28 protein-coding genes and 1 pseudogene are annotated in these 25,846 nt (G+C 54.4%); 23 read left to right on the forward strand and 6 right to left on the reverse strand.

Annotated features, from left to right (window positions below; genetic code table 11):
* Positions 1-26: 26 nt before the first annotated feature.
* From DL346_RS16515 to DL346_RS16530, 4 genes are all read right to left on the reverse strand, one after another.
* The gene (locus tag DL346_RS16515) at positions 27-803 is read right to left on the reverse strand and encodes a pirin family protein (RefSeq protein WP_112883262.1); all 777 of its coding nucleotides are present in this window, start codon (positions 801-803) and stop codon (positions 27-29) included.
* 42 nt (positions 804-845) lie between these two features.
* Entirely contained in the window at positions 846-1,235 is a 390-nt protein-coding gene (locus DL346_RS16520) for a DoxX family protein (RefSeq protein WP_112883263.1), read from the reverse strand.
* Between the two features lie 89 nt (positions 1,236-1,324).
* Complete coding sequence (locus DL346_RS16525; protein WP_112883264.1) at positions 1,325-1,768, reverse strand: MarR family winged helix-turn-helix transcriptional regulator; 444 nt, start codon at positions 1,766-1,768, stop codon at positions 1,325-1,327.
* Between the two features lie 216 nt (positions 1,769-1,984).
* A complete protein-coding gene (locus tag DL346_RS16530; protein ID WP_112883265.1) occupies positions 1,985-2,731 on the reverse strand; it encodes a hypothetical protein in 747 nt (248 codons plus the stop codon).
* A 349-nt stretch (positions 2,732-3,080) separates the two neighbouring features.
* Here DL346_RS16530 and coxB point away from each other — a divergent pair, with 349 nt between their 5' ends.
* The 12 genes from coxB to DL346_RS16590 all read left to right on the forward strand — a co-directional run bounded on the left by coxB (position 3,081) and on the right by DL346_RS16590 (position 14,351).
* On the forward strand, positions 3,081-4,124 hold the full coding sequence (gene coxB, locus DL346_RS16535) for a cytochrome c oxidase subunit II (protein ID WP_112883266.1): 1,044 nt from the start codon (positions 3,081-3,083) through the stop codon (positions 4,122-4,124).
* A 29-nt stretch (positions 4,125-4,153) separates the two neighbouring features.
* Positions 4,154-6,046 carry a cytochrome c oxidase subunit I gene (ctaD, locus tag DL346_RS16540; protein WP_240633240.1) on the forward strand — a complete coding sequence of 631 codons (1,893 nt, stop codon included), beginning with the start codon at positions 4,154-4,156 and terminating at the stop codon, positions 6,044-6,046.
* Positions 6,043-6,663: a cytochrome (ubi)quinol oxidase subunit III gene (locus DL346_RS16545; RefSeq protein ID WP_112883267.1), complete on the forward strand. Its 621-nt coding sequence runs from the start codon at positions 6,043-6,045 to the stop codon at positions 6,661-6,663. Before ctaD ends, DL346_RS16545 begins: the two co-directional genes overlap by 4 nt.
* Positions 6,664-6,666: 3 nt before the next feature.
* On the forward strand, positions 6,667-6,981 hold the full coding sequence (locus DL346_RS16550) for a cytochrome C oxidase subunit IV family protein (protein WP_112883268.1): 315 nt from the start codon (positions 6,667-6,669) through the stop codon (positions 6,979-6,981).
* Positions 6,982-7,067: 86 nt separating this feature from the next.
* The gene (ctaG, locus tag DL346_RS16555; RefSeq protein ID WP_112883269.1) at positions 7,068-7,967 is read left to right on the forward strand and encodes a cytochrome c oxidase assembly factor CtaG; all 900 of its coding nucleotides are present in this window, start codon (positions 7,068-7,070) and stop codon (positions 7,965-7,967) included.
* A gap of 41 nt (positions 7,968-8,008) precedes the next feature.
* On the forward strand, positions 8,009-8,473 hold the full coding sequence (locus tag DL346_RS16560) for a DUF420 domain-containing protein (protein ID WP_112883270.1): 465 nt from the start codon (positions 8,009-8,011) through the stop codon (positions 8,471-8,473).
* Positions 8,474-8,602: 129 nt separating this feature from the next.
* Positions 8,603-9,643: an aldose 1-epimerase family protein gene (locus DL346_RS16565; RefSeq protein ID WP_112883271.1), complete on the forward strand. Its 1,041-nt coding sequence runs from the start codon at positions 8,603-8,605 to the stop codon at positions 9,641-9,643.
* Positions 9,644-9,670: 27 nt separating this feature from the next.
* The gene (locus tag DL346_RS16570) at positions 9,671-10,426 is read left to right on the forward strand and encodes a DeoR/GlpR family DNA-binding transcription regulator (protein ID WP_112883272.1); all 756 of its coding nucleotides are present in this window, start codon (positions 9,671-9,673) and stop codon (positions 10,424-10,426) included.
* A 108-nt stretch (positions 10,427-10,534) separates the two neighbouring features.
* Positions 10,535-11,395, forward strand: a complete 861-nt coding sequence (locus tag DL346_RS16575) for a class I fructose-bisphosphate aldolase (protein ID WP_112883273.1) — start codon at positions 10,535-10,537, stop codon at positions 11,393-11,395.
* A complete protein-coding gene (locus DL346_RS16580) occupies positions 11,392-12,552 on the forward strand; it encodes a Gfo/Idh/MocA family protein (RefSeq protein WP_112883274.1) in 1,161 nt (386 codons plus the stop codon). The genes DL346_RS16575 and DL346_RS16580 overlap by 4 nt, the downstream gene beginning before the upstream one ends.
* A 2-nt stretch (positions 12,553-12,554) precedes the next feature.
* The gene (locus DL346_RS16585) at positions 12,555-13,784 is read left to right on the forward strand and encodes a carbohydrate kinase family protein (protein ID WP_112883275.1); all 1,230 of its coding nucleotides are present in this window, start codon (positions 12,555-12,557) and stop codon (positions 13,782-13,784) included.
* A gap of 12 nt (positions 13,785-13,796) precedes the next feature.
* A complete protein-coding gene (locus DL346_RS16590) occupies positions 13,797-14,351 on the forward strand; it encodes a D-lyxose/D-mannose family sugar isomerase (protein WP_112883276.1) in 555 nt (184 codons plus the stop codon).
* 71 nt (positions 14,352-14,422) lie between these two features.
* Here the strand turns inward: DL346_RS16590 and DL346_RS16595 are convergent, their stop codons facing one another.
* Positions 14,423-15,145, reverse strand: a complete 723-nt coding sequence (locus DL346_RS16595) for a FadR/GntR family transcriptional regulator (protein WP_112883277.1) — start codon at positions 15,143-15,145, stop codon at positions 14,423-14,425.
* 124 nt (positions 15,146-15,269) lie between these two features.
* Between DL346_RS16595 and DL346_RS16600 the strand changes: the two genes are divergently transcribed.
* From DL346_RS16600 to DL346_RS16610, 3 genes are all read left to right on the forward strand, one after another.
* Complete coding sequence (locus DL346_RS16600; RefSeq protein ID WP_112883278.1) at positions 15,270-16,685, forward strand: FAD-linked oxidase C-terminal domain-containing protein; 1,416 nt, start codon at positions 15,270-15,272, stop codon at positions 16,683-16,685.
* Complete coding sequence (locus DL346_RS16605; RefSeq protein WP_240633241.1) at positions 16,678-18,129, forward strand: (Fe-S)-binding protein; 1,452 nt, start codon at positions 16,678-16,680, stop codon at positions 18,127-18,129. Before DL346_RS16600 ends, DL346_RS16605 begins: the two co-directional genes overlap by 8 nt.
* A 176-nt stretch (positions 18,130-18,305) precedes the next feature.
* The gene (locus DL346_RS16610; protein ID WP_112883279.1) at positions 18,306-18,737 is read left to right on the forward strand and encodes a DUF2243 domain-containing protein; all 432 of its coding nucleotides are present in this window, start codon (positions 18,306-18,308) and stop codon (positions 18,735-18,737) included.
* Positions 18,738-18,774: 37 nt separating this feature from the next.
* On the opposite strand, the gene DL346_RS16615 is transcribed toward DL346_RS16610, so the two are convergent.
* The gene (locus DL346_RS16615; protein WP_112883280.1) at positions 18,775-18,978 is read right to left on the reverse strand and encodes a hypothetical protein; all 204 of its coding nucleotides are present in this window, start codon (positions 18,976-18,978) and stop codon (positions 18,775-18,777) included.
* 148 nt (positions 18,979-19,126) lie between these two features.
* On the opposite strand from DL346_RS16615, the gene DL346_RS16620 reads away from it, so the two are divergent.
* The 8 genes and pseudogenes from DL346_RS16620 to DL346_RS16655 all read left to right on the forward strand — a co-directional run.
* Positions 19,127-19,552, forward strand: a complete 426-nt coding sequence (locus DL346_RS16620; RefSeq protein WP_112883281.1) for a hypothetical protein — start codon at positions 19,127-19,129, stop codon at positions 19,550-19,552.
* Between the two features lie 104 nt (positions 19,553-19,656).
* Positions 19,657-19,875, forward strand: coding sequence for a hypothetical protein (locus DL346_RS16625; RefSeq protein WP_112883282.1), 219 nt, complete (start codon positions 19,657-19,659; stop codon positions 19,873-19,875).
* Positions 19,876-20,012: 137 nt separating this feature from the next.
* Positions 20,013-20,735, forward strand: coding sequence for a hypothetical protein (locus DL346_RS16630; protein ID WP_112883283.1), 723 nt, complete (start codon positions 20,013-20,015; stop codon positions 20,733-20,735).
* Between the two features lie 33 nt (positions 20,736-20,768).
* On the forward strand, positions 20,769-21,194 hold the full coding sequence (locus DL346_RS16635; RefSeq protein ID WP_112883284.1) for a GntR family transcriptional regulator: 426 nt from the start codon (positions 20,769-20,771) through the stop codon (positions 21,192-21,194).
* Between the two features lie 2 nt (positions 21,195-21,196).
* On the forward strand, positions 21,197-22,105 hold the full coding sequence (locus DL346_RS16640; protein WP_112883285.1) for an ABC transporter ATP-binding protein: 909 nt from the start codon (positions 21,197-21,199) through the stop codon (positions 22,103-22,105).
* Between the two features lie 3 nt (positions 22,106-22,108).
* Complete coding sequence (locus tag DL346_RS16645; protein ID WP_112883286.1) at positions 22,109-23,011, forward strand: ABC transporter ATP-binding protein; 903 nt, start codon at positions 22,109-22,111, stop codon at positions 23,009-23,011.
* Positions 23,004-24,335, forward strand: coding sequence for an ABC transporter permease (locus DL346_RS16650; protein WP_112883287.1), 1,332 nt, complete (start codon positions 23,004-23,006; stop codon positions 24,333-24,335). The genes DL346_RS16645 and DL346_RS16650 overlap by 8 nt, the downstream gene beginning before the upstream one ends.
* A gap of 215 nt (positions 24,336-24,550) precedes the next feature.
* A pseudogene (locus tag DL346_RS16655) lies at positions 24,551-25,834 on the forward strand (spore germination protein); the annotation flags it as partial.
* Positions 25,835-25,846: the final 12 nt, after the last annotated feature.

Here is a 25,846-nt window from a genome sequence, read left to right on the forward strand (position 1 = left end):
GGTGTTTCGATCCCCTTTTTTACGGATTAGCGCTTCGGATAGAGCGGGTAGTCTACGGTAGTCGGCACATCAATCAGAATGAGCCGCAGCGGTGCGTCGCCGGATGCGGTAATAACCGCTTCTTGCGCTTCATCCGCTCTAGCGAGAATGAAGTCCTTGTGCTTGAACGATGTTTCTTTCGCATCCGGAGCTGCGTAGGTCCATGAGCCGTCTCCGCGGATCGCGAGCGCCGTCAATGTGCGACCGCCTGCGATCGGCTGCTTGAATTGCGCGCCAGGCTGCAGTTCGACATCCCACATAAGCGCATCCGCCGTAATGGAAATCGGGGATCCATAGCCCATGACCGTCTTCTTCGTATAGCCGGCCCCTTGCTCAAGCGGGAACTCTTCATGCTCATATTGGCTGTACGTAGGCTGTTGTTTGAGGGCTTCTTGAATGGAAGGCTCGAACCAGATTTGGAACCCTTCCATATCCGGACCGACGAATCGCTCCTCGTGGCTAACGCCTGAACCTGTTTGCATAAGCTGCACTCCGCCGGAGCCTATGGTGCTCTTCGTGCCCAACGTATCGCCGTGCTCTGCTTTGCCGGCAACGACGTAAGTCATGATTTCAAAGGCCTGATGGGGATGCTGCGGAATATAACCTTCCTTCGGCGCATGCGCCCAAGCCCAGTAGAATAACGTGCTTACGCGTTTCACAACCGAGCCTTCACCGGGAAAGCCGATTGGCTTCTGCTCCGTAATTTTACCGCCGTCAAAAGCGCCTGTTGCTTGAAGAGTTGGACCGTATACGAGTGTTTGCATGTGAATGACCTCCAATTATTATTTTATTAGAATGTTATCGGATCAGCCGATTGCGTATTCGCCGGCGCCGACAAGTGCCAAACCGATTGCGACTGCGATAAGGACAACATTATATTCCATGCCGTTTGCGGTAATCCAATAGCCGTTCTTGCGGTGCACCGATACGATGGCGCCAAGCATGGTAAGCACGATCAAAGCAGCGGCGATCGGCATCCAGAAGCCGAGAGCGAAGAGCAGCCCGCCGATGAGTTCTGCAAGACCGGCTGCAAGCGCCATAGCAACGCCGGGTTTAAGACCGATGGAATCCATCCAGCCGCCCGTGCCTTTAAGTCCGTAGCCGCCAAACCATCCGAACAGCTTCTGAGCACCATGACCCATAAACGTCAAACCGACAACCAAGCGAATAATCAACAAACCAAGCGCAATACTCATGATCAAATTCCTCCTGTTAATTATATATTAAGTTTCTTAAATTTAAGATATCGGATGATAAAAGAGCGCCGCTTCGACCGGTTGCCGACCTAGGTGAAGCTGCTCTGCGCGGCGATGCCGAGCTTCTTGAGCAGATGAATGGCCTGCTCGCGTTCCTCGGGCGACAATCCGCTGACTGCATTCGCGATGACCTCGCGGTGACGGGGGAATATTTCATCGAGAAACTGTCTGCCTTGCTCGGTGATTTCCGCGTAGATGACCCGGCGGTCCGTCGGGCAAGCTTTGCGCTGTGCCAGCCCTTTACCCGCCAGCTTATCGATGACGTACGTAATGTTGCCGCTTGTCATAAGAATCTTCTCGCCGATCTGCTGCAGCGGCTGCTCGCCCTTATGGTAGAGAAGCTCAAGCACACCGAATTCCGTCGGATTAAGTCCGGACTTACGAATATCTTGATGCACGTGAGCCGTTACCCATTGATGCGCTCTGGACAATATAATGAAGAGATGCAGTTCCTGATCGTATTCGTGCAGCATAGCTTTCACCTCGTTTCGCGTCATGAATCTTGATATCAAATATCTTAATTTAAAGATAAATGATTTTAAAACAAATGTCAAGCAGTTCATTCGAATAAGATGTTCAGGCATGTACAGTGCTTTTCTGATTGCAAATGGCTACATATTATATAGAAGGAATTTTTTAAAATTCGGCCAAAGAGAAGGCTGAAGCCCTTGTGCTTCAGCCTTTATCCATTATTGCTGTTTCATGCGAACTCGATCCCGATGAACATCCAATGGCCGCGGAAGCACATCGCCGCCTGCGAATTCGTGCTTCACCAGGACGTTAAAGGAGGATGTCAACGGCTTTAAGGAACGGCCTGCCCAAGCTTCTTGCGCATACTGCACCATGTAGTTGTTGAAGTCCCTGCTTGCCGAGATATGAACTTCTTGAACGGCGGGAGCCAGCTTACGAATATGAACGGCAATCGTCTGCTTGAGCTCACCTGATATTTGATTATGATCGTTGATGGTGAGCGTGGAATTGTACGGCGTCGCCACACGCTGGTTATTCCAGTAAGGGCTGCCGTTGTCCACATTATAGACGCCTTCTTTCGTACCGCCGTTGTTTTGCTCATTCTCCTTAGGGCCTCCCGATTTGCGGGTGCCTGTAGCCGTCCAATCCGTCGTGATCGCAACGTAGGCATTCTTGTCGGTGAGCATGACCAAAGCATTGGCAACGCCGTTAATACTGGCAACATCATGGGAAAGCGGAGAGCTGTATTCAAACCAGGCGTTATCATGCTGTCCGGGCAATCCGCTCATCGTGCCGTACATCCGGCTGCCGAGCATCTTAGGATCGCCTTTCTTCTTACTGCCGTAATCGAACGTGCTGTTCTGAACGTGGCGCTCATAATTGCAGCCGCTAAGAATGAGAACGGAAAGCATGACTGCCGAGGCCATCAACATGAGAAATGAACGATAAGCTGCTCGCTTTTTCATTAAGGGTAGCTCCTTTCATTATCTTAGCTTTAGGATGGGCTGGCGGAAAGCAAATATGCATGCCGTTGCGATACATAAAGAACCATGGTTTTTGCACACAATGAAGGATAGACATGGTGATCCAAAAACGCAAAATGGCAAGCGGAAAAAACGAGAAAACATGCGATTTTACTGAGTTTGAGAACAATTTGTGAACACGTCTGGGAAGATTGACAATTAGCACCTTCAACTTTATATTTAATAAAGTGATTAGATTGCACAAATTGTCTACACATCTAGGAATTCACGCAGATGCCGCTTTTTGCGCCATCTACGGCAGCTGCGAAAACGTAAAAAGTGGGGTTGATTGATGATGAATCGGTGGCACGTTCTAAAACGGCTTATGCCGCTTCTAGCCGGAATGGTGTTGCTGCTGTCAGCTTGCGGACGAGCTGACTTGTCGACGCTTAGACCGCAAGGGCCGGTTGCCGAAGAACAGTTCGGACTAATGAAATTAACGATCTTGATCATGGTCTTGGTCGTTGTGATCGTTTTCGCGATTGCAGTTTACGTTATTATTCGCTTTCGCCGCCGTCCTGGCGACAAATCGATCCCTGCACAAGTGGAAGGGAATCACAAACTGGAGATTATTTGGACAGTCATTCCAATTATCTTGCTGATCATCCTCGGCGTACCGACTGTTAAGTCTGTGTTCGGTCTCGCAAAGGATTACACGAAGGATCCGAATGCAGTACAAGTTAAAGTAACGGCTCACCAGTACTGGTGGGAGTTTGAATATCCGAACTTGGGCGTGAAAACGGCGCAAGAGCTGATGATTCCTAACGATGCGATAATTTCCATCGAGGCAAAAACAGCTGACGTGCTTCACTCCTTCTGGATTCCATCCCTTGCCGGCAAAATAGACACAAACCCGGGCGGCAACGTGAACGTGATGTACTTCGAAGCGCCGAAGACCGGCGTTTATCTGGGTAAGTGCGCCGAGCTTTGCGGACCTTCCCACTCATTGATGGATTTCAAAGTGAAAGTCGTTGACCGCGCTTCGTTCGATCGCTGGGTAGCGGCGATGAAGAACCCGGTTGCGCTTCCTGCGGATGCAGAAGTTGCGGAACTGCTTAACAAACAATGCTTGTCCTGCCACGCGATCGGCGGTAACGGCGGACCTGCATTCCCGAACCTGACTGGTATCGGAAGCCGCGAATCGGTTGCCGGCATTCTGATGAATACGGATCAGCCGCAATATAAGAACGAAGGCACGGTTAAGGACAACCTGATCAAGTGGATCGAAGATCCGCAAGCGGTAAAACCGGGCACGCTGATGCCGAAGGTTGACCTGACGAAAGAGCAAATCGAAGCCATCTCCGATTACTTGGCGGGCTTGAAACTAGAATATTAATTACTTGCGGAATAAAGGAGGTACCCACTTTGGCTCACGGACATGCGGTTAAACGGTATAGCGGCCTAATGGATTGGCTTACGACCGTTGACCATAAAAAAATCGGCATTCTGTATCTGCTGGCAGGCGGATTCTTCTTCCTGGTTGGCGGATTGGAAGCATTGCTGATTCGGATCCAGCTATGGAAGCCGTTAAATGATTTTGTAGCGGCGCACACGTTCAACGAATTGTTGACGATGCACGGTACAACGATGATCTTCCTTGCGGCGATGCCGATGATTTTTGCGCTAATGAACGCGATCGTGCCTTTGCAAATCGGCGCGCGGGACGTTGCTTTCCCGTTCGTTAACGCGATCGGTTTCTGGACATTCTTCGCGGGCGGCGTTCTGTTGAATGTCAGCTGGTTCGCCGGCGGTGCTCCGGATGCGGGCTGGACTGCTTACGCGCCGCTTTCGACACCGACATATAGTACAACGCACGGTCTAGATTATTATGTTATCGGTCTTCAAATTGCCGGTATCGGAACATTGGTTGGCGGCATTAACTTCTTGGTTACGATCATCAACATGCGTGCGCCTGGCATGAGCTTCATGCGTATGCCGATGTTCACTTGGACATCGTTTATTACATCGGCGCTGATCCTGTTCGCTTTCCCTGCTCTGGCAGTAGGTCTGGCTGCAATGATGTTCGACCGTCTATTTAGCGGTAACTTCTTTGAACCGACCAATGGCGGTAATGCAGTACTCTGGGAGCATATCTTCTGGATTTTCGGACATCCTGAGGTTTACATTCTGATCTTGCCTGCTTTCGGCGTTATCTCCGAGGTTATCAGTACGTTCTCGCGTAAACGGTTGTTCGGTTACAGCTCCATGGTATTCGCTACGGTGCTGATCGGCTTTCTCGGCTTCATGGTTTGGGCGCATCACATGTTCACGACGGGTCTTGGACCGGTTGCGAACGCATTGTTCTCCATTGCGACAATGTTGATCGCCGTACCTACAGGTATTAAAATCTTCAACTGGCTGTTCACGATGTGGGGCGGTTCGATCCGTTTCACTACGGCTAACCTGTTCGCAATCGGCTTCGTTCCGACGTTCGTTATGGGCGGCGTAACAGGCGTTATGCTTGCTGCAGCGCCTGCAGACTTTCAATATCACGATTCGTACTTTGTCGTAGCTCACTTCCACTACGTCATCGTTGGTGGTCTGATTTTGGGCGTGTTCGCCGGCCTGTTCTATTGGTGGCCAAAAATGTTCGGTCGCATGCTTGATGAGACACTCGGCAAATTCTGCTTCTGGACATTCTATATCGGTTTCCATCTGACGTTCTTCGTACAGCACTTCCTCGGTTTGATGGGGATGCCGCGCCGCGTTTGGACGTACCTGGACGGTTTGGGCTTCAACAACCTGAACTTGATCAGTACAATCGGCGCAATCCTGATGGGAATTGGCACGATTGCATTCTTGCTCAACGTCGTTATTACGGCGCTTAAGCCTAAAAATGCCAGCAACGATCCGTGGGAAGACGGCCGTACGTTGGAATGGACGATTTCGTCTCCTGCTCCTGAGTACAACTTCCTGCAAACGCCGCTTGTTCGCGGTTATGACGCATTCTGGAAAGAAAAAATGGAAGGCAAAAAAGCAATGGTTCCGGCTGAGCCGATTGGACCGATTCACATGCCTTCGCCTTCGATTCTGCCGTTCGTAATGTCGGTCGGTTTGTTTATCGCCGGTTTGGGCTTCATGTACGCAAAAGGCGATTATGGTACCGGCATTTGGGCGAGCATTCTCAATAACCATATTCTCGCGATCTTCGGATTGGCGATCACGCTCGGTTGTATGTTCTTGCGTTCGGTGTATGACGATCATGGCTTCCATATCGAACCGGATGAGCTGCATGGCGATAAGGGGGTAAAAGCATGAGCGGACATACGCACGTAGACGGCCATCTCCCTCATGAGCCGGAAAAAGCAACACTCGAGGGCCGCAATAAAGTTCTTGGCTTCTGGCTTTTCCTCGGCGGCGAAACAGTATTGTTCGGTACGCTATTCTCGGCGTTTCTGGCACTTCGTCACCAAGTTGGAGACGGCAATCCGACTCCAATGGAATTGTTCGATCTGAAAATCGTAGCGCTTGCGACGTTCATCTTGTTGACTTCCTCGCTAACAAGCGTGTTCGCGATCCAGTCGATGCACACGAACAAAGTGAAACCGATGATTTGGTGGTTAATTATTACAGTTCTATTCGGCCTTGCGTTCTTGGGCCTAGAGATTTATGAGTTTTACCACTACGTTCACGAAGGACATAAGTTCTCGACGAGCGCATTCAGTACATCGTTCTACACGCTTGTCGGCTTCCACGGTGCCCACGTATTTTTCGGGGTTCTCTGGATTTCGATTCTGATCGCGCAAATCTTCAAAAAAGGCTTGAATGTAGTTACGGCTCCTAAGGTATATGTTGCCGGTATGTACTGGCACTTTATCGACGTCGTGTGGGTTTTCATCTTCACCGTCGTTTACTTGATGGGAAAGGTGGGCTAACGAATGGCCAATCAACATTCCGCTGCGGAGGAGAAGAAGCATCACAAGCATGAAGGACCGAAGAAGCATATTATTGCTTTCATCTTTTCGATCCTTCTGACGGTTATCGCGTTTGCAATGGTAGCCGCAGGCGAGATCAACACCACGTTCATTTATTTCATGCTGGTATTGATGGCGATTCTGCAAGTCTTCGTTCAAATGGGCTTCTGGATGCACATGAAAGACCGCGGTCACGTTTTCCCGATCGTAGGCATTTTGTCCGGCGTAGTCATTGTGTTCACGATTGTCATCATGGCCGAATACTGGGCTTGGTGGTAATAAGATTATAAATTGAAGAGAGGGAGGTCCATTACCGGCCCCCTCTTTTGTTGTAAATGTGCGTTTCTTTGGAAAGGGGTACCATTATGCTCGGATTGCAATATTTCAGCTTTGAAGAGTTATGGAGCCCGTGGTTTTTCTTCTTTATGACAGCATTGGTTATCCTTTATTTCTACTTGGCTGGACCTTGGAAGGAAAAGCATGCGCCCAATGAACCTCGCGTCACGGTACTCCAGAAGACGTTGTTCGTTTCCGGAATGGCGCTATATTATTTGGCGAATGGCGGCCCCCTCGAGCTGCTAGGCCATATGATGTTCACGTTCCATATGGTGAATATGTCCCTGTCGTATCTCATCGTGCCGCCGATGCTGCTGCTCGGGATACCAGGCTATCTATGGCGTTATGTATTCGCTAGACCGTTCTGGGCGAAGTATAGATCGCTGATGAATCCGATTTTTACGCTTGTTGTGTTCAATATGCTGTTCTCGGTTTATCATGTACCGGTTGTCCATGATTACGTGATGACACATTTTACGATTCATCGAATCTATTACTTGGTATTGCTTGTCACTTCGTTTATGATGTGGTTTCAAATTACGTGTCCGGTCCCGGAATGGAACCGTTTAACGGATGTACGCAAAATGGCGTATATCTTCGCCAACGGGATGCTGCTTACGCCGGCTTGCGCGCTTATTATTTTTGCAAGCCATACGATGTATGCGACGTATAACGACCCTGAAGTTTGGGCGAAGGCCATGGGCTATTGTGTTTCAGGCGACCCAAGCGTGCTTCTCTCCAGCTTTAACGGACCGGCCTTCTTTAATTTAATGGGCCAGACCGAGGACCAACAGCTGGGCGGCATTGTCATGAAGCTCGTTCAGGAAGTGATGTACGGCGCGATTCTCGCGTATGTCTTCTTCCATTGGTATAAAAAAGAGCACGCGGATTCCGACGATGAATTGCCGGATAGCGGCGCGCTCAGCTAGTTGCTTTAAGTTGATTTTTTAAGAAATGGACGGGATGCTCCTTGTCACTGTACACCTTATTGCCTACGATTAGTACTTCGTTTATCGCTCTCAGCGCCATTCTGGTTGCGATCGGTTGGAATCTTGCAATCAAGAGAAAGCTTGAGGCTCATAAGAAAGCGATGCTGGCGGGAGCTGCATCTGCGCTGCTCTTTTTCATCATCTACGTGTCGCGTACGATCTTCGTCGGCAACACGGACTGGGGCGGCTCGGACGAGCTGAAGCCCTATTATCTAACGTTTCTATTCTTCCACATCGTGCTCGCAACGGTTGGGGCGGTTTTTGGACTTACAACGCTAGTGCTTGCGTTTAAAAATCGTTTTGCGAAGCACCGCAAATGGGGACGCGTAACGTCGGTTGTTTGGTTTTTCACGGCAATTACCGGAATTACGGTGTATATCCTGCTTTATTTGCTGTATCCGGGCGGTCATACGAAGCCGGTGTTGGATGTTTTGTTCGGCGGTTAACGGGTTGGTTAAGCGGCACTCCCTTACGAGGAGAGCCGCTTTTTTTGTTGCTTTTTCGAAGGGCAAGCACGTACAATGATGTTAATAAGAAACATAATATGTTTGTTTTAAACAGGAGAGTGTGAAGAAATGCGATTGCATGGCCGACATTATACACGCAGAGAAATAGAAGCCCGGGTAGGGCGAATCGAGCAGGTTGGCGGTATCCGCAAGATGATGCTGACCGAAGGCAAAGAAGCCGGATCAACCGTGCTGCAGGTCCGTACAGGAGCCGGTCTTGCGTTTGACGTCATGCCGGAAAAGGGGCTCGACATTTCCTCGGCCTCGTTCTGCGGAGGCTCGCTTTCGTGGCAGTCCGCGAATGGCGATGTGCATCCGGCCTACTACGACGATCAGGAGCTTGGTTGGCTGCGCACCGCATCGGGCGGTTTGCTCATGACGTGCGGGCTTATAAGTGCCGGTTCGCCTAGCAAGGTAGACGGCCGTGCTTATGGTCTGCATGGGAGAGCCCATCATACGCCTGCAAGACAGGTCGTGGCGGAAGGCTGGTGGGAAGGCGACGAATATGAAATGCGCATCGCCGGCGTGCTGGAGGAAACCTCGATGTTCGGCGGCCACCTTCGGCTGAGGCGGGAAATTCGGTGCCGGTTAGGCGAGAACCGCGTGACGATCCGAGATGTAGTGGAGAATGCGGGGTTCCAGGCTAGTCCGCAGATGATGCTGTATCACGTGAATTTTGGCTATCCGCTGCTAACGGAGGAAGCGCGCATCGTGTTCCCGGACGGAGGCAAAGTCGTACCCCGCGAGGCCGATCTGCCGGTGGAGGGCTATGACCGATGGGATGCGCCGGATCCCGATTATCTGGAGCGCGTCTATTATCATGAGCTGCCGGAGAGCGCGGATAAGCGTGCAGCGGTGACGATCCATCAGCCGAAGTTCCCGGTTGCCGCGGGATCTTCGCAGCCGATTGAAGTCCAGCTAAGCTGGACAACCGATACGCTTCCGAAACTGGTGCAGTGGAAAATGCCGGGGGCCGGTCTGCATGCGCTGGGCCTTGAGCCTTCGAACTGCGGCGTGGAAGGCATGGACATCGAGTGGCAGCGTGGCAGTCTGGTGATGCTGGCACCGGGGGCATCGGTTGGTTATGAATTGGAATTGACGGTTCGCTAGAGCGTCGCGGAAGGACGGTTAACGTAAATGACAATGAACATGAACGAAAGGCAGAAGCAGCTGCTCGAGCTGCTGGAAAGCAGCGGCGAAGTGAAGGTGGCTGGACTAAAGGAGACATTCGGCGTCACGGAAATGACGGTTCGCCGCGACCTGGAGAAGCTGGAACTGGCAGGCTATGTGAAGCGTACGTTCGGCGGAGCGATTCTCGCGTCGAGGGATGTAGCGCTGCAGGAACGTTCATTCGTCATGACTGACGAGAAGAACAGAATCGGGCGGGCGGCTGCTGCCCTTGTGCAGGAGAACGATTCGATCTTTATTGACGGCGGGACAACGACGCTATATGTGGCGCGGCATTTGAAGGCCGGCAAAAATATTACGGTGGTGACCAACGCGCTGAACATCGCCCTCGAGCTCCTTGAGAAAGGCATCACGACAGTGGTAACGGGTGGCATGGCGATGGAGGCGACCTCTACGCTCGTTGGCCCCGGCACGGTTGAAGCGATCGGGAAAATGGCGTTCGACCGCGTATTTCTGGGCTCGACGGGCATTACGGCGAAGCACGGATTCAGCAACTCGAACATGTATGAAGCGGAGATCAAACGGACGGCGATCAAGCAGGCCGCGGAGGTCAATGTCGTAGTAGACCGTACCAAATTCGGTGCGAAGGAGCTGTTCTCGTTCGCGTCGCTGCATGAGGCGCACCGGGTTGTCTGCGATCGGCTGCCGGAGCAGGACTTGTTGGAAGCTTGCCGGGAGAGCGGGCTTGAGCTGTTAGAAGCGTAGTAATGTGTGTGTTCTGAACATTTGTATAGACAGTGATGGCGGTGTCATTTAGAATGATGTTATAAACGAACATTACTTGTTCTAACAGAACAGAGAGGACTGGTAGCGATGTCGGCTTCGTCAGTAAAACCACGGCTTAATCGGATGTTCAGCGAGCAAGGCAAATGCTTTGATGTGGCGGTTGATCACGGATTTTTCAATGAGGCTTCGTTTTTGTCGGGAATCGAAAATATGAAGCAGTCGATCGAAACGATCGTGCAGGCGAATCCGGATTGCATTCAGCTCAGCGTCGGTCAGGCGAAATGGCTGCAAGTGATTCCGGGCAAGAAGAAGCCCGGGCTCGTAATGCGAACCGATGCCGCGAACGTTTACGGCACGGAACTGCCGCGCTTTCTCTTCAGCGAGCTGATCGACCGCGCGATTGAGAAGGCGGTGGCGCTGGATGCGGTTGCGGTATGCGTGAACCTCCTTCTCCTGCCGGGGCAGCCGGAGCTGCACCACCAGTGCGTGCGCAATATTTCTCTGCTGAAGAGCGAATGCGAACGGTACGGAATGCCGCTCATGGTCGAGCCGCTGGTCATGCTGTCGAATGCGGCTAAGGGCGGTTACATGGTCGATGGCGACATTAACAAAATCATGCCGCTCGTTCGCCAAGGCGTGGAGCTTGGCGCGGATGTCATCAAAGCGGACCCATGCGACGATGTTAGCGAATACCATCGCGTAATCGAAGTCGCGTCGGGGATTCCGGTGCTGGTTCGCGGCGGCGGCCGCGCTAGCGACGACGAAATCGTAAACCGTACGGTAGAGCTCATGAAGCAAGGCGCATCCGGCATCGTTTACGGCCGCAATGTCGTCCAGCATCCGAATCCGGCCGGCATGACGAATGCGCTGATGGCGATCGTGCATCACGGCGCTTCGGCAGCGGAGGCGCTCGCGATTCTTGGCGGAAAGGATGCGACGGCAGGATGAGCAGACGGGTCATTCGGTTTGGGGTTATCGGCTGCGGCTTGATGGGGAAAGAGTTCGCCAGCGCGGCAGCCAGATGGCTGCACCTGGAAGGCGTGGAGTTCGAGCCGCGCATCGTAGCCGTCTGCGATGCCAACCCGGCGGCTTCGGAATGGTTTCAGCGGCAGGTGCCGAGCGTTGAACGCGTCTATTCCGACTATAAGCAGCTGCTTGCCGATCCGGACGTTGAGGCGGTCTATTGCGCCGTTCCGCACAATTTGCATGCGCAAATCTATGTGGATATTATTTCGGCGGGCAAGCATTTGCTAGGGGAAAAGCCTTTCGGCATCGACAAGGAGGCCAATGAGCGCATTAATGAAGCGCTTGCGGCGCATCCGGAGGTTGTTGTTCGATGTTCGTCGGAGTTTCCGTTCTTTCCCGGGGCTCAGCAAATCATCCAGTGGGTAGGCGAAGGCAAATTTGGCCGCATTATCGAGGTGGAGGCCGGCTTCTGGCATTCGAGCGACCTCGACCCGACGAAGCCGATCAACTGGAAGCGCCGCATCGCGACCAATGGCGAGTACGGCTGCATGGGCGATCTGGGGATGCATGTGCTGCACTTGCCGATGCGCTTTGGATGGAAGCCGAACAGCGTACGCGCGCTGCTCAGCAAAATCGTATCCGAGCGGCCGGATGGCAAAGGCGACACCGTACCATGCGAAACGTGGGACAATGCGATTCTCGCTTGCGACGTAAAGACGAGGGATCAGCAATTCCCGATGGTGCTGTCGACGAAGCGGATCGCGCCCGGGCATGCGAATACATGGTTTCTCCGGATTCAAGGCACGGAGATGTCGGCGGAGTACAGCACGAAAAATCCGAAGCAGGTGTCTTCGCTGCCTTATTCGCCTGGGAAGCAGCAGGCATGGCATACGGTGGATGTGCCTTATAAATCTGCGTACGGGACGATTACGGGCGGCATTTTCGAGTTTGGCTTTTCCGATTCGATTCTGCAAATGTGGGCCGCCTTCTGCGATGAGCTCGTGAATGGCAAGGCCGGCATGCGCCAGCCATTCTTTTGCGCGACGCCGGAGGAAGCACTCGGCAGCCATCTCCTGTTCACGGCGGCGCTTGAATCCGAGCGTACGGGCCAAACCGCAGCGATCGACTGGAGGGATTAGCCTTGAGCTTGGCGGCACGAGCAGAGACGGAAGTCGTGGTTGCGGGACATATTTGTTTGGATGTCATCCCCGCCATGCAGGCAAGAAAGGATGGCATGGGCGCGATTCTCGTTCCCGGCACGCTGGTTGATATCGGTGCGGCCGTCATTTCGACGGGCGGAGCGGTGTCCAACACGGGTCTTGCTCTGCATCGGCTAGGCGTGGCGACCAAGCTGATGGGCAAGATCGGCGACGACTTGTTCGGCGGCGCGATTTTGGATGTGCTGCGCGGGTACGGACAGGAGCTCGCGGACGGCATGATCGTGGCCGAGGGAGAGCACACCTCCTATACGCTTGTGATCAGCCCGCCGAACATAGACCGCATTTTCCTGCATTGCACGGGCGCGAACGATACGTTCGCAGCCGATGACTTGAAAGTGGAGGCTCTTGAAGGCGCGCGGTTATTTCACTTCGGCTATCCGCCGCTGATGCGCCAAATGTATGCAGGCGGCGGGACGGAGCTTGCCGGGCTGCTGACGAGGGTGAAGGAAGCGGGGCTGACCGTGTCGCTTGACTTGGCGAAGCCGGACCCGGAGTCGCCGGCAGGACAGGCGGATTGGCGGTCTATTTTCGTGAAAGCGCTGCCTTATGTCGATGTGTTTCTGCCGAGCTTCGAGGAGATTCTGTATATGCTCCGGCGGGAGGAGTACGACCGGCTGGCAGCCGTTCACGGCACGAATGAGCTGCTCCCGTTCGCGGAAGGGCCGCTGCTGCGCGAGCTGTCGCAGGAGCTGCTCGCGCTTGGCGTCGGCATTGTTGTTCTTAAGCTAGGCGAGCACGGGCTCTACTTAAGAACGACGGACGACCGCGCGAAGCTGGCGGCGATGGGCCCCGGCGCGCCGGCTTCCGTAGAAGCGTGGCTGAACCGCGAGCTGCTTGTTCCCTGCTTCGAAGTGGACGTGGCGGGAACGACCGGCGCGGGGGACTGCGCGATCGCGGGATTTTTGGCGGGGCTGCTGAAAGGACTGCGTCCGGAGGACGCGCTGAACGGCGCGGTGGCGGTCGGCGCCTGCAACGTGGAGCATGCCGATGCGACAAGCGGCGTTCCCGCATGGCAAGCGGTACAGCAGCGCATGGCGACAGGCTGGCGCAGACGGCAGGTTAGGCTGCCGCTGCCGGGCTGGACCGGCGGTGACGAAAGCGTGCGCGGCGTAGCCGGCATATGGTATGGACCGGAAGAAAAAATCGAATAGCCCCGGAGGCGGATGAGCGTGAAGAGAAGCGAGGTACGCGCTGCGCAGCAGCGGACGGCGCAGATGTTTGAGCAAGCGGGCATTGTATTGACGGCGGCGGAGCGGGACAATATCGAGGTTGCCACCTTCGGCTTGGACAACTTGAAGACGCAAGGGCTTGAACTCATCACTTATATTAATAATGACCGCTACTGTGCGAAAGAGCTTGTTTTATTCCCGGGCCAAACATGCCCGGAGCATCTGCATCCGCCGGTCGGCGCAGACCCCGGCAAGCTGGAGACGTTCCGCTGCCGCTACGGGAAAGTATGGCTCTATGTCGAAGGCGAGCCGGCTGATGCCATTCAAGCGACAATACCTGCCGGAAGCGAGCCGTATTATACGGTGTTCCATGAGGTGGAGCTGAATCCGGGCGAACAGTATACGATTGCGCCGGGGACGAAGCACTGGTTCCAGGCGTCTGAAGAAGGGGCGATCGTCTCGGAATTCTCTAGCACGAGCCGGGATGAGTTTGATATTTTTACCGATCCGAACGTGAAGCGGATTCCGGTTATCGAGGAAGACGTATAATCGGCTGCATCGCAAAAAACAAAACCGGTATTCTCCTTGATTGGAGCATACCGGTTTATTAGTTGCGGCGGCTACTGGGAGCCGGTTTTGTCGCGCAGGACGTGCTCGACCTTGGCGAGATGGACCTCCATGCGCGAGGCTGCAAGTGCCTCCTGCTGCTGCCCGATCGCCTCCACGATGGCGGCGTGCTCATCCAGCAGCCGGCGCGCGGACTGCCGCTCGGCGTAGAACCAAAGGGAGCGCGTATCCCGCATGCTCTCGTGGAGCCGCTGCGACAGCGACTTCATGAGCTCGATGAGCATCGGGTTATGCGTAGCGGCTGCGATTTGCTCGTGGAGCAGCACGTCGGCCTGCTCGCTGAACGACTCATCCCCCAGGCGCAACTCCATCTGCCGCAGCGTCTCGCGCATGGCCGCGAGATCTTCCGAGCTGCGGTGCTTCGCGGCAAGCGAGGCGCAGCCGGTCTCGAGCACCTTTCGCACCTCGAGCAGCTGAAGGAGGGAGTCTGCGCGGTCCAGCCAATCCTCCTTAGATGCCACCGCGGGGTTTAAAGCTTCGTCCGGCTGGGGCTGGGTTGCTTTGACATAGGTGCCGCCGCCTTGGCGGATGTCCAGCAGTCCCTTCGCCTTCAGCGCGCTCAGCGCTTCGCGGATCGTGGAACGGCCGACGCCGTATTCGGCGGCGAGGTCGACGACGGAGGGCAGCTTGTCCCCGGGCTGGAGCGCACCGGAGGTTATGTGATTGAAGAGCTCGCGGGAGACCCATTCATAGCTCTTGAGCGGGCGTTCGTTCATAGGGAGATACCTCCTGAAAGGACGGCAATTTGCCGATATCGCATTCTTTCATCCTATGATATACTACTTTCAAATCAAAGTCATCAGACGACCTGATCTATTTTGCTCAAGGAGGAACACTTCCATGCTACAAGACTCGGTCAAAAGCAAGCTGCGCGCCATTGTCGGCAAGCAATGGTTTAAAGATGATCCGGAATCGTTAATCACTCATTCCTACGATGGTACGCCGATGCTGCAATCGCTGCCGGACGGCGTCATTTATCCCGAGAATACGGCGCAGGTATCAGCCATTATGAAGCTGCTTCAGGCACATCGGGTACCGGTCGTCAGCCGCGGCTCGGGCACGAATTTGTGCGGCGGCACCGTTCCGGTGGAGGGCGGTATCGTCATGGTCATGCACCGGATGAACCGCATCCTTGAGGTCGATTTGGAAAATCTGACGGCGACCGTGCAGCCCGGGTTGATTACGAAGCAGTTCACCTCGCACGTCGAAGGGCTGGGCTTATTTTATCCCCCTGATCCTGGCAGCATGGCGATTTCCACGATCGGCGGCAACATCGCCGAATGCTCGGGAGGTTTGCGCGGTCTCAAATACGGCACGACGAAGGATTATGTCATCGGCCTTGAAGCGGTGCTGGCAAACGGGGAAATCATCCGCACCGGAGGCAAGCTGATGAAGGACGTAGCCGGCTATGACCTGACGAAGCTGCTCGTCGGCTCCGAAGGGACGCTTGCGATCGTGACGGAAGCGACGCTAAAGCTCATCCCGCCGCCGAAGGCGAAGAAAACGATGCTGGCGATGTACAAGGATTTGTACGGCGCGGCGCGGACTGTCTCGAAGATCATCGAGAACCGCATCATTCCGGCGACGCTGGAGTTTCTGGACAATCCGACGATTCGGGTCGTCGACGATTTTGCGAAGCTGGGGCTTCCGCTCGATATGGACGCGATTCTGCTCATCGAGCAGGACGGCGATCCCGAGACGGTGGAGCGGGATATCGCGCGCATCGCGGATATTTGCCGGAGCGAAAACGCGGATCGCGTCAGCATCGCCGCCGACGAAGCGGAAGGGCTGAAGCTGATGACCGCGCGGCGCAGCGCGTTTACGGCGCTGGCAAGGCTGCGTCCGACGACGATACTGGAGGACGCGACGGTACCCCGCTCGAAGATCGCGGACATGGTGCTTGCGATCAACGAAATCGCCGCGCGGCACAATGTGACGATCTGCACTTTCGGCCATGCCGGCGACGGCAATCTGCACCCGACGGCGACGACGGACGCGCGGGATAAGGAAGAAATTCATCGCGTGGAGCTGGCGTTCGAGGAGATTTTCGAAGCGGCGATCCAGCTAGGGGGCACCATTACGGGCGAGCATGGCGTCGGCCTCGTAAAGGCGCCGTATTTGGAATGGAAGGTGGGCGCGGCCGGCATTGAGGTGATGCGGGGAATCAAGGCGGCGTTCGACCCGAACAATATTTTGAATCCAGGCAAAATGTTCGCTAAATCGACTCGCAAAAGGGTGGTGCTCGGCCATGGCTAACTCGCTGGCGTCCATGCTTGAGGCAAAGGAAGGCGGCAAGGGCGGCACGTGCAGCGAGCTGGCGACGACGCTGAAGAACGCGCTCGACTACGACCATCTGACAAACTGCATGCGCTGCGGTTTTTGCTTGCCGGCGTGCCCGACCTTCCGCGAAACCGGCATCGAAGCGGAATCGCCGCGGGGACGGATTGCCCTGATGAAGGCGGTCGCCGACGGTCTGATGGACCCGGACTACGCATTCGAGACGCAGATGAATCACTGTCTCGGCTGCCGCGCCTGCGAGCCGGCTTGTCCGGCGGACGTGAAGTACGGCCAACTGCTCGAGCAGGCACGGGATTCGGTCGAGCTGCACACGAAGAGCCACCGCTGGTGGGTAAAGCTGGCGAGGAGAACGGCGTTCGACGGCATGTTCCCTCACCAGGGCCGGATGCGTCTGCTTGGCGGGGCGCTGCGAGTCTATCAGCAGTCGGGCCTGCGCAAGCTCGTTCGCGGCAGCGGCCTAATGAGGCTGTTCCCGAAGCATATGGAGCAGATGGAGCGTATTTTGCCCGATGCTTCCTACCGCGGCGTGGCGGAGCAGATCGGCTCCCTTCACCGGGCCAAGGGCGAGCGGGTTGGAACGGTCGGCTTGTTCCGGGGCTGCATTATGGATGTGCTGTTTACGGATACAAATAAACATACGGTGGAGCTGTTGAACGCCGCGGGATTTGACGTTGTCATCCCCGAGACGCAAAACTGCTGCGGCGCGCTTCACGCGCACAGCGGCGAGCAGGCGGGAGCGAAGGCATTAGCGAAACACAACATCCAGGCATTCCGGGCGGCCGGCGTCGATTGGATCGCTTCCAATGCCGGCGGGTGCGGCGCGCTCCTGGTGGAATACGGCCATCTGCTGCACGATGAGCCCGAGTGGGCGGAGAGCGCGGCATGGTTCGCGAAGCGCTCGCTTGACGTAAGCAAGCTGCTCGTCGAGCACGGCCGCTTGCAGTCCGCGGCCGCGGCAGCCGTGGCGGCGAGCCAGGCGCAGGGGACCGCGGCCGGCTGCGGCGGCTCCTGCGGTGGCGGAATCAGCTTCGCGTCTGCGGATAAGGTGCGCATCACCTACCAGGATTCCTGCCACTTGCGCAACGTGATGCGATCTCCGGAGGCGCCGCGCAAGCTTATGCGCAGCGTCGCGAATGCGGAGTTCGTCGAGCTCTACGAATCCGATCGCTGCTGCGGCTCGGCCGGGATCTACAATTTGACGCAGCCGGAGATGGCAAGCCAAATTCTCGATCACAAGATGGACCATGTGAAGCGGACGGAGGCTCATTACTTGCTCACGAGCAACCCGGGCTGCCTGCTGCAGATGAAGCTGGGCATCGAGAAGCACGGCATGAGCGGCAAGATGGAGGCCGTTCACTTGGTTGATTTTCTGCATGAACGGCTTTGCAAGACGGAGCGCTAATCGATATCGATATAAAAGAAACAGTCCGGAACGATTTGAGTTCCGGACTGTTTTCATGCCGCTTACGAATGCAATCGTGCTTATTTGACGCAAAACAGCTCTGACTACAGGTTAATGAACTCCAGCGACGCTATTTGGCCGAAATCGGGCGGATTGTCTGCATTTCGGGTCATATTATGAAGCTGGTTTCTAAAGGAGACATTGCAATGAAATTCATGGGTGCTGTCGTTGCTTTTTTTGTAACTGAATTTATGTTTCATATGATGGATGCTTTCGCGGCAGGACTTAAAGCGGATACGCCTATCGAACGGATCGGAGCCGTTTTATGCGGGATCACCGTCCTTGCGATTCTAATGGCCGTATTCCGCAAATTCTTTTCAAGGTCATTTTATAACGGGTTTGTTGTAGCGGTAGGTTTATTCCTAAGCTTTGATATTGCCGTTTTTCATTGGGTGTTTCAGCTTCATCGCATAACGAATGGACCTGAAGCAAATTGGTTGGAACCCGTGTTTGTCGTTTCGGGTATCGTTTTTGTCGCTCACGGCGTAAAGAAGGATCGGGCGTTGAAAAACACCGGTGAACGGAGTGACGTATCCCTGCCTTTATGAGGTTCGCTCGAAGGCTTGTACAACATTCTTCCGACCGTTATGAGTCTGAGTTGCTGAACACGTTTTTTAAAAATAAATAAAGGTTCTTCGCTTGGCTTGTATCAAGGCGAATGCTTTTATCGGGTACAAGGTATTTATCTATATCGTGATGCGGTTTGGTTTCGATGATCTCAATTTCCTCCGTGCCCGTGTGGTACGTCAAAATAATTTTCCTTTTATCGTTCTCCAGATCATTGCTCATTTCTACCTCACCTCCGGTTCAGATAATCTAGCTTATTCATGAACTAGAGTTAAAAGAAGCAAGACGCTAAACTGCGTTATGGTTGATAAATACGGAAACCCATCCCCGCATAACCTATAAGTAACAACAGGAGCGGGAGGTGCAGACGGTGGCGTTCAAGAAGTGGCTAGCCAGACTATTGCTTTCGTTGTTTACGCTGCTGTTCATTTATCCGGCGATCCTGTTCGCGGTGCTGGTGCTGGGGTTTACGGACGCCTGGAAGCCGGCTGCGGTGATGCTTGCAAGCGCGCTGCTGCTGCGGATCATTCTACAGCGCGAGGTAGCGAGAATACAGCCTGCCCGCAAACCAGTCCGCAAAGCAAAGCCCAGCAAGCGGCAGCAAGGCAGCTTTCCGGGCCTCTACAACGAAGATGGCGAGCCTCCGCCGCAGTTAAGCGATATTTACTTCGACCTTGCGACTCATTTACGAGAGCAGGAGGAAATCCTGCGTATTATCAAGGAGCAAAACCGCGACGGCGGCCATCATGCCGAAGGCTGCCCATGCGGCGCTTGCCGAGCGGCTTCCTATCTGTAGTCATAACAACCTGTTCAACCACCGATGAGGTGGTTGTTTTATTTTCCAATCATTTACAAGACCGGAGGTGTTCACTATAATAGAGAGACTTGGGGGGAGTGTCGTTGAAACGGTATGTATTCCTGATTGTGACTGGAGGCATCCTTGTGCTGCTGGCGGTATTAGCCTACTGGGATGTGTACAGGCCGAAGGTTGGACCGGTGGGCAATGCGCCAGACGATGCCGCCGTTATGCGAGAATTGATATATCGGCTGCTTTCCGGCTTATCTGTGATGTTTAGCGGCATACTGGGTGTATATGGGTATTCGAAAAAGAAAAAATGATTGAAATCCAACCCGCGTTTACTCAAACGCGGGTTTCTTTATTTAATCTTTAATTTCCAAATGTTGACTTTAGCGGCTAATAGTGAGTATACTGTATATATGAATATACACAGTATACAGAGTGGGGCGTGAAGGCGATGACGACTTGGCAAGGGGCATGGCGGCTGCTGCGATTCGAGGGGGCGCGTTCTTGGGTCGGTTTGCTGATTACGATGCTTTTTTTCTCTTACGTTAGCGTCGTGATGATGCCGTTGTTCAACGAATTGCTGGAGAAGGGCGGCAGCAGCGGCTACGGCTGGGTTTGTGATTTTATGTATTTGTCCATCCTTCCCACGATGGGATTTCTGATGAACCGAAGCGTCATGCACTACTGGTCGAGTGACCCGTATACGCGTAAACTTGCCTATTTGCGTACGCTGCCCATCGGCTGGAATGCGATCATTCTTGCTCGCATGCTGCAGCACTTCGTCGTGTTGTCAATCGTCGCCTTGTTTTTCTTTACGATTCAATACGCGATGCTAAACGAGCTCCGCGGCTTGCTGGCACCGGACGAATACATCCTATTTGCACTCATCTGGTACGGTTATGCGCTGTTTGCGGGAGCGGCCTACGTTTACTTCGAGCAAACGATGGAGGGGGGGAAGTATTTTGCCGTCTGCTTCGCCTTTTTGCTTATTTTCGCCCTGATCGGGGTTCTTCTTTGGCTGCTCGATACGGACCTGATGTTTAAAACGGTCGAGGCATCACGCAGCCACGCGCTCATCTGGCCGGCGGGATCGCTGCTCCTAGGCGCAGCGGGACTAGTCTTGAGCGGCTTGCTCATCCGGCAAAGAAACGTTACTCGAAATCTTCTGCATTAGCATGGCACGAGCGTAAGAGAGAAGGTGTGAACGGTGTGGATTCCAATACAGCTGAATGAGCATAGCGCGGAGCCGTTATACCATCAGATCGAGGTGCAGCTTCGGGCCCTCATCGTCAGCGGCCAGATGCCGGAAGGGACGCTGCTGCCGTCCATCCGGGAGCTCGCGCAGCAGACCAAATGCAGCGTCATCACGATCCGGCGGGTGTATCAGGACTTGGAAAACGAAGGGCTGCTCAGGACCCGGCAGGGCACCGGCACTTTCGTCGCCAGCGTGGATGACGAGGCGCGGGACCGCCAGCGCCGCAGCGCGGTATTGGAGGCGATGGAGAGCGCGGCGGATGCGGGGCTCCGGGGACATTTCAGCGATGAAGAGCTGTTGGCGATGCTGCGGGAGGTGCTGCGCCGTAAACGGGAATTGACCGGTGAAGCGCAGATTCCAAGCGGGGAGGGGAGTTAAACATGAATGATGCGGCGATTGCGATCTCGGGCCTCGTACAGCGGAGGGCGAACTTCGAGCTCGGCCCGATTGAGTTGGTCATACCGCGGGGGTATGTGACGGCTGTTGTCGGTCCGAACGGCTCGGGGAAGAGCTCGCTGTTCCGGCTGCTGCTCGATCTGGCAAAGCCGGATAAAGGGCGAATCGAGCTGCTCGGCGAGCGTGTCGGCAGCGGCGAGGATACGGCGCTTAAGGCGCGGATCGGCTATGTACCGGAGCAGTCGATCGATATCGAGGATGGGCTGCGCGGCAGCCAGAAGGCGGACTTTGTCCGGCAATGGTATCCGAATTGGGATGTCAATCTCTATCAGGAGCTGCTGCGGCGCTTCGAGGTAGACCCGGCGCTGAAGCTGGGCAAAATGTCCAAAGGGATGCGCAGAAAATTCGATCTGGCGCTGGCTATAGCGCATCAGCCTGAACTGCTGCTGCTCGACGAGCCTTCTTCCGGGCTTGATCCGATTGCGTGGAAAATGATGATCGAGGTGCTTCACCGCTATATGGATCGGAACGGCCGAACGATCGTGATGGCTTCGCATATCATCGACGAAGTGAAGCGGCTCGCCGATTATATCGTATTCGTCGTGCAGGGCAAGGTGCTCGGCATGTATGAGAAAGACGCGCTCCTGGATGGCTGGCAGGCCCTGTACGTCGATTCGGGCGGTGGAGCCGCGATGGATTGGACGCGAATGCCGGGTTTTCTTAGTGCCACCGTTTCACGTGGAACGACGTATAAAGTCGTGACTGCGGATGCGCCGGAGGCGGAACGCTGGCTGGCGGCCGAGGAGGCGAACGTACGGCTGATCAGCAAGCAGAAGCTGGAGTTAGATGAAATATTGCTATTTCATATTGAACAGGCGAGGGGAGTTTTGTAGAACATGAACGCTTTATCGGTTGAACGGATTTTTAAGCAGTATGGAGATAAGACGGCCGTAAACGGCATCAGCTTCGATGTCGCGCCTGGGGAAATTTACGGTCTGCTTGGCGCAAACGGCGCAGGCAAAACAACCACGATGCGGATGGTGCTCGGCCTGATCTATCCGGATTCCGGCACGATCCGGTACGAAGGCAAATCCTACGGCAAAGAGCAGCTGCAAGGGCTCGGCTACTTGCCGGAGGAGCGCGGCCTGTATCCGAAGGTGAAGGTGAGCGACCAAATTATTTATCTCGCGCAGCTGCGCGGCATGTCCCGCCGGGATGCGGACCAGAATTTGCGCTATTGGCTGGAACGGTTCGGCGTACCGGAGTATTACGGCAAGAAGGTGGAGGAGCTGTCCAAAGGGAACCAGCAGAAAATCCAATTCATCGCCGCCGTCATCCACCGCCCGCGCATCGTCATTATGGACGAAGCGTTCAGCGGGCTCGATCCGGTAAACGTGGAGCTGCTCAAGTCAACGGTGAAGGAGCTTCGCGATTCCGGCTCCAGCATTTTATTCTCGACGCACCGGATGGAGCATGTCGAGGAGCTGTGCCGCAACATTACGATCCTGCACAGGTCCAATCCCGTGCTGCAGGGCAATTTGAAGGCCATCAAGAAGCGGTTTCCGCGGGAACGCATTATTTTGGGAACGGAAGACGACGTTAAGGGACTTGAAAAGGTGGGCGGCGTCATGAACGTGAAGCGCCACGAGTACGGCTATGAGCTGCTCATTAACGACGAGGCGGCGGGCCGTCCTGTTCTGGAGCTCGCATTGGCGCAGACCAATGTCAATCGTTTTGAAATTATGGAGCCGACGCTCAATGAAATCTTTATTAAGACGGTAGGTGAGAGCCATGAATAGCAGCTTCTGGACGGTTGTCGGATTTACGGCGAAAAATAAGATCCGGGGGAAAGCGTTCCTGATCACGACTCTTATTATTGCAGTTATTATGAGTATTGCTATTAATTTACCGTATATCATCTCGCAGTTCAGCGGCGAAGGAAAACCGACCGCGGTCGGATATTTAGACAGCAACATTGAGAAAGCGAAATCGAACTTATTCACTCACACGCGAATCGCCGCGATGCTGAATGACTATTACGCGAAGCAGGAGAAGCCGGAGCTGAAGCTCGTTCCGATTCCGGATGCGGGCTCGGCGGAGGCGAACGAGAAGGCGCTGAAGCAGGCTGTCGCGGATGATGAAATTCAAGGCTATATTGAGTTCTCGCCGGGCAAAGAGAGCGGGTTCCCTGCCATTACGTACAAATCAGAGAGCTTAATGGAGTCGAAGGTATCGGCATCGCTGAGCGCGGCGCTGCAGGTCGTCAAGATGGAAGCGGTCATCGGCGGCGGCGGGCTGAGCGAGGAAGTGAAGGCGCTCCTGACGAAGCCGATTGAACTGGAATCGGTGCAGATTTCCACCGTGGAAGGCGCCGGCTCGATCGGCCAAGGGAAGACCAAAGAGCAGCAGGGCATGGATTTCGGTACGGTTTATGTCATTATCATCATGCTGTTCATGGCCATTATGATCAGCGGCCAGATGATCGCGAGCGAGATCACGGCAGAGAAGAGCTCCCGCGTCATGGAGATTCTGATTACGAGCGTCGCGCCGCTAAAGGCGATGTTCGGTAAAATCTTCGGCATGTTTCTTGTCGTCCTGCTGCAAATGGCGATCTATATTGTCGTCATCGTGATCAACATGACGCTGCCGCAAAATGCCGATAAGCTCGGCGAACTTGGCATAAAGCTCAGCGATGTCGATCCGGTTCTGCTTACGTATTCGCTTGTGTTCTTCTTGACGGGGTACTTTCTGTTTGCGACGCTGTTCGCGGCTGTAGGCTCCATCGTCAGCCGTACCGAGGATCTGGGCCAGGCCGTGATGCCGATTACGATGCTGTCGCTTGCGGGCTTCTACATCTGCATCTTCGGCGGCATGAACAACCCGGGCTCGATGCTCATGAAGGTGTGCTCGTTCATTCCGTTCTTCTCGCCGTACGCGATGGTCTCGCGGCTCGGGCTGTCCGATCCGCCGCTGTGGCAGGTATGGCTGTCGATTCTCATCCTGCTCGCCACGATCCTCGCGGCTGGCTGGCTGTCCGCGAAGATTTACCGCGCGGGCGTGCTGATGTACGGCAAGAAGCCGTCGCTCAAAGAGCTTGGCAAGGCGATGCGGGCTTATAAATAAGCTACTACGAATAATGAGCGTGTTTAATGACCTTCCGGTCCCTGCCGGAAGGTTATTCTTTTAGATGAGAAGGCTTATACGGACTGGAAATCGCCTCTCCATCATTAACTTCATCATGCCGGGCTCAGCTCCTTGATCGATGCAGATGATTGCCAGCACTGACATTAAGGATAATGTTAGCAACTGTCGCCAATAATACCTTCAGGTGGTGGGTAATGTTGGATAAAGTTCTGAAAAAACTCAGCGAGAGTCCCGATTTTCAAAGCCAACGCATTGAAATATGCGGCTTGCATCTCGAGCTTTACGCGCTGTCCAGCCTAGTGGATGTTTCGGCAACAGTATTGCGGCTCAAGGAAACCGCGTCGGCGGATTCATATACCTGGGAACAGCTGAAATTGGCGCTTAGCGCTGAAGAGGCGGCTGAAGCAGCTGACCATGTTCAAGGTATTTTGGAAGGGCGTGCTCTTCTAGTAAACGAAGCCGGCTCAAGGGCCGCATGGATCCAGCCCGAGTCCCAAAATTTAAACCGGTCGATCGATACCCCAAACAATCAAAATATCCTCCTCTCTTCTCAAACCGGTTTCATCGAGGATATTATGACCAATCTTGGCTTGATTCGAAGCGACCTGCGTACTGCTCATTTGAAGCAAGCGCATGTGCTTGTCGGTTCTTCGCACAAGCATCGCATGATCGTGCTATCGCTCGATAACGCAGCGGACTCAGCCTTATTCGCTGATTGCGAGTCCGCGATCCGTTCCCATGCGAACGAAGACTTCGCCTCTGTTCGGCAAGTGATGAGGTGGCTTCGTCAGCAGCCGTTATGGAGCCCGCTCCCAGGCTATTCCAGGACGGAATCGCCGCATGAGGCCGTCCATTATCTGAAGCAAGGACGGATTGTGCTGCTGATCGAAGGGTACCCTGAAGCTCTTGTCATTCCTGCGCATATCTACGATTTGTTTATCTCAAATATCGATCGTGACTTGCCTGCCGCGCTTTCAATCATGCTCGTTTTCTTCCGCGTCCTCGGGGCGCTCATCGCCATAATCGCTCCGGCTGCCTATGTCGCTTTGGTTTCGATCAACCCGGACGTCATGAAGGTGGAATTGATTTATTCGATAGCCAAAACCCGCGTCGGCGTCCCTTATCCATCCTTAACAGAAGCGCTTATCCTGTTGTTTATCATTGAGATGCTGCTCGAAGCGATCGTCCGATTGCCCAAGAGCATCGGTCCGGCTATGACCATGGTAGGGGGAATCATCCTCGGACAAGCAGTCGTCGAAGCCAGACTGGTCAGTAATTTGCTCATCATCGTGCTTGCGGCCTCCACGATCGCCAATTTCACGATCATTGGCTATCAATTTGCGCTGACGGTTAGGCTGTGGCGCTATATCATGCTGTTTTTTGCAACCTTGTTCGGCCCTCTGGGAATCGTATGCGGGTTGTATCTACTCCTGTCTCTCATAAGCACTACCACGATGCTTAGTAAGCCCTTTATGTCAACCTCATCTCCG

Source organism: Paenibacillus montanisoli, from assembly GCF_003268025.1.
Taxonomy (GTDB): domain Bacteria; phylum Bacillota; class Bacilli; order Paenibacillales; family Paenibacillaceae; genus Paenibacillus_Z; species Paenibacillus_Z montanisoli.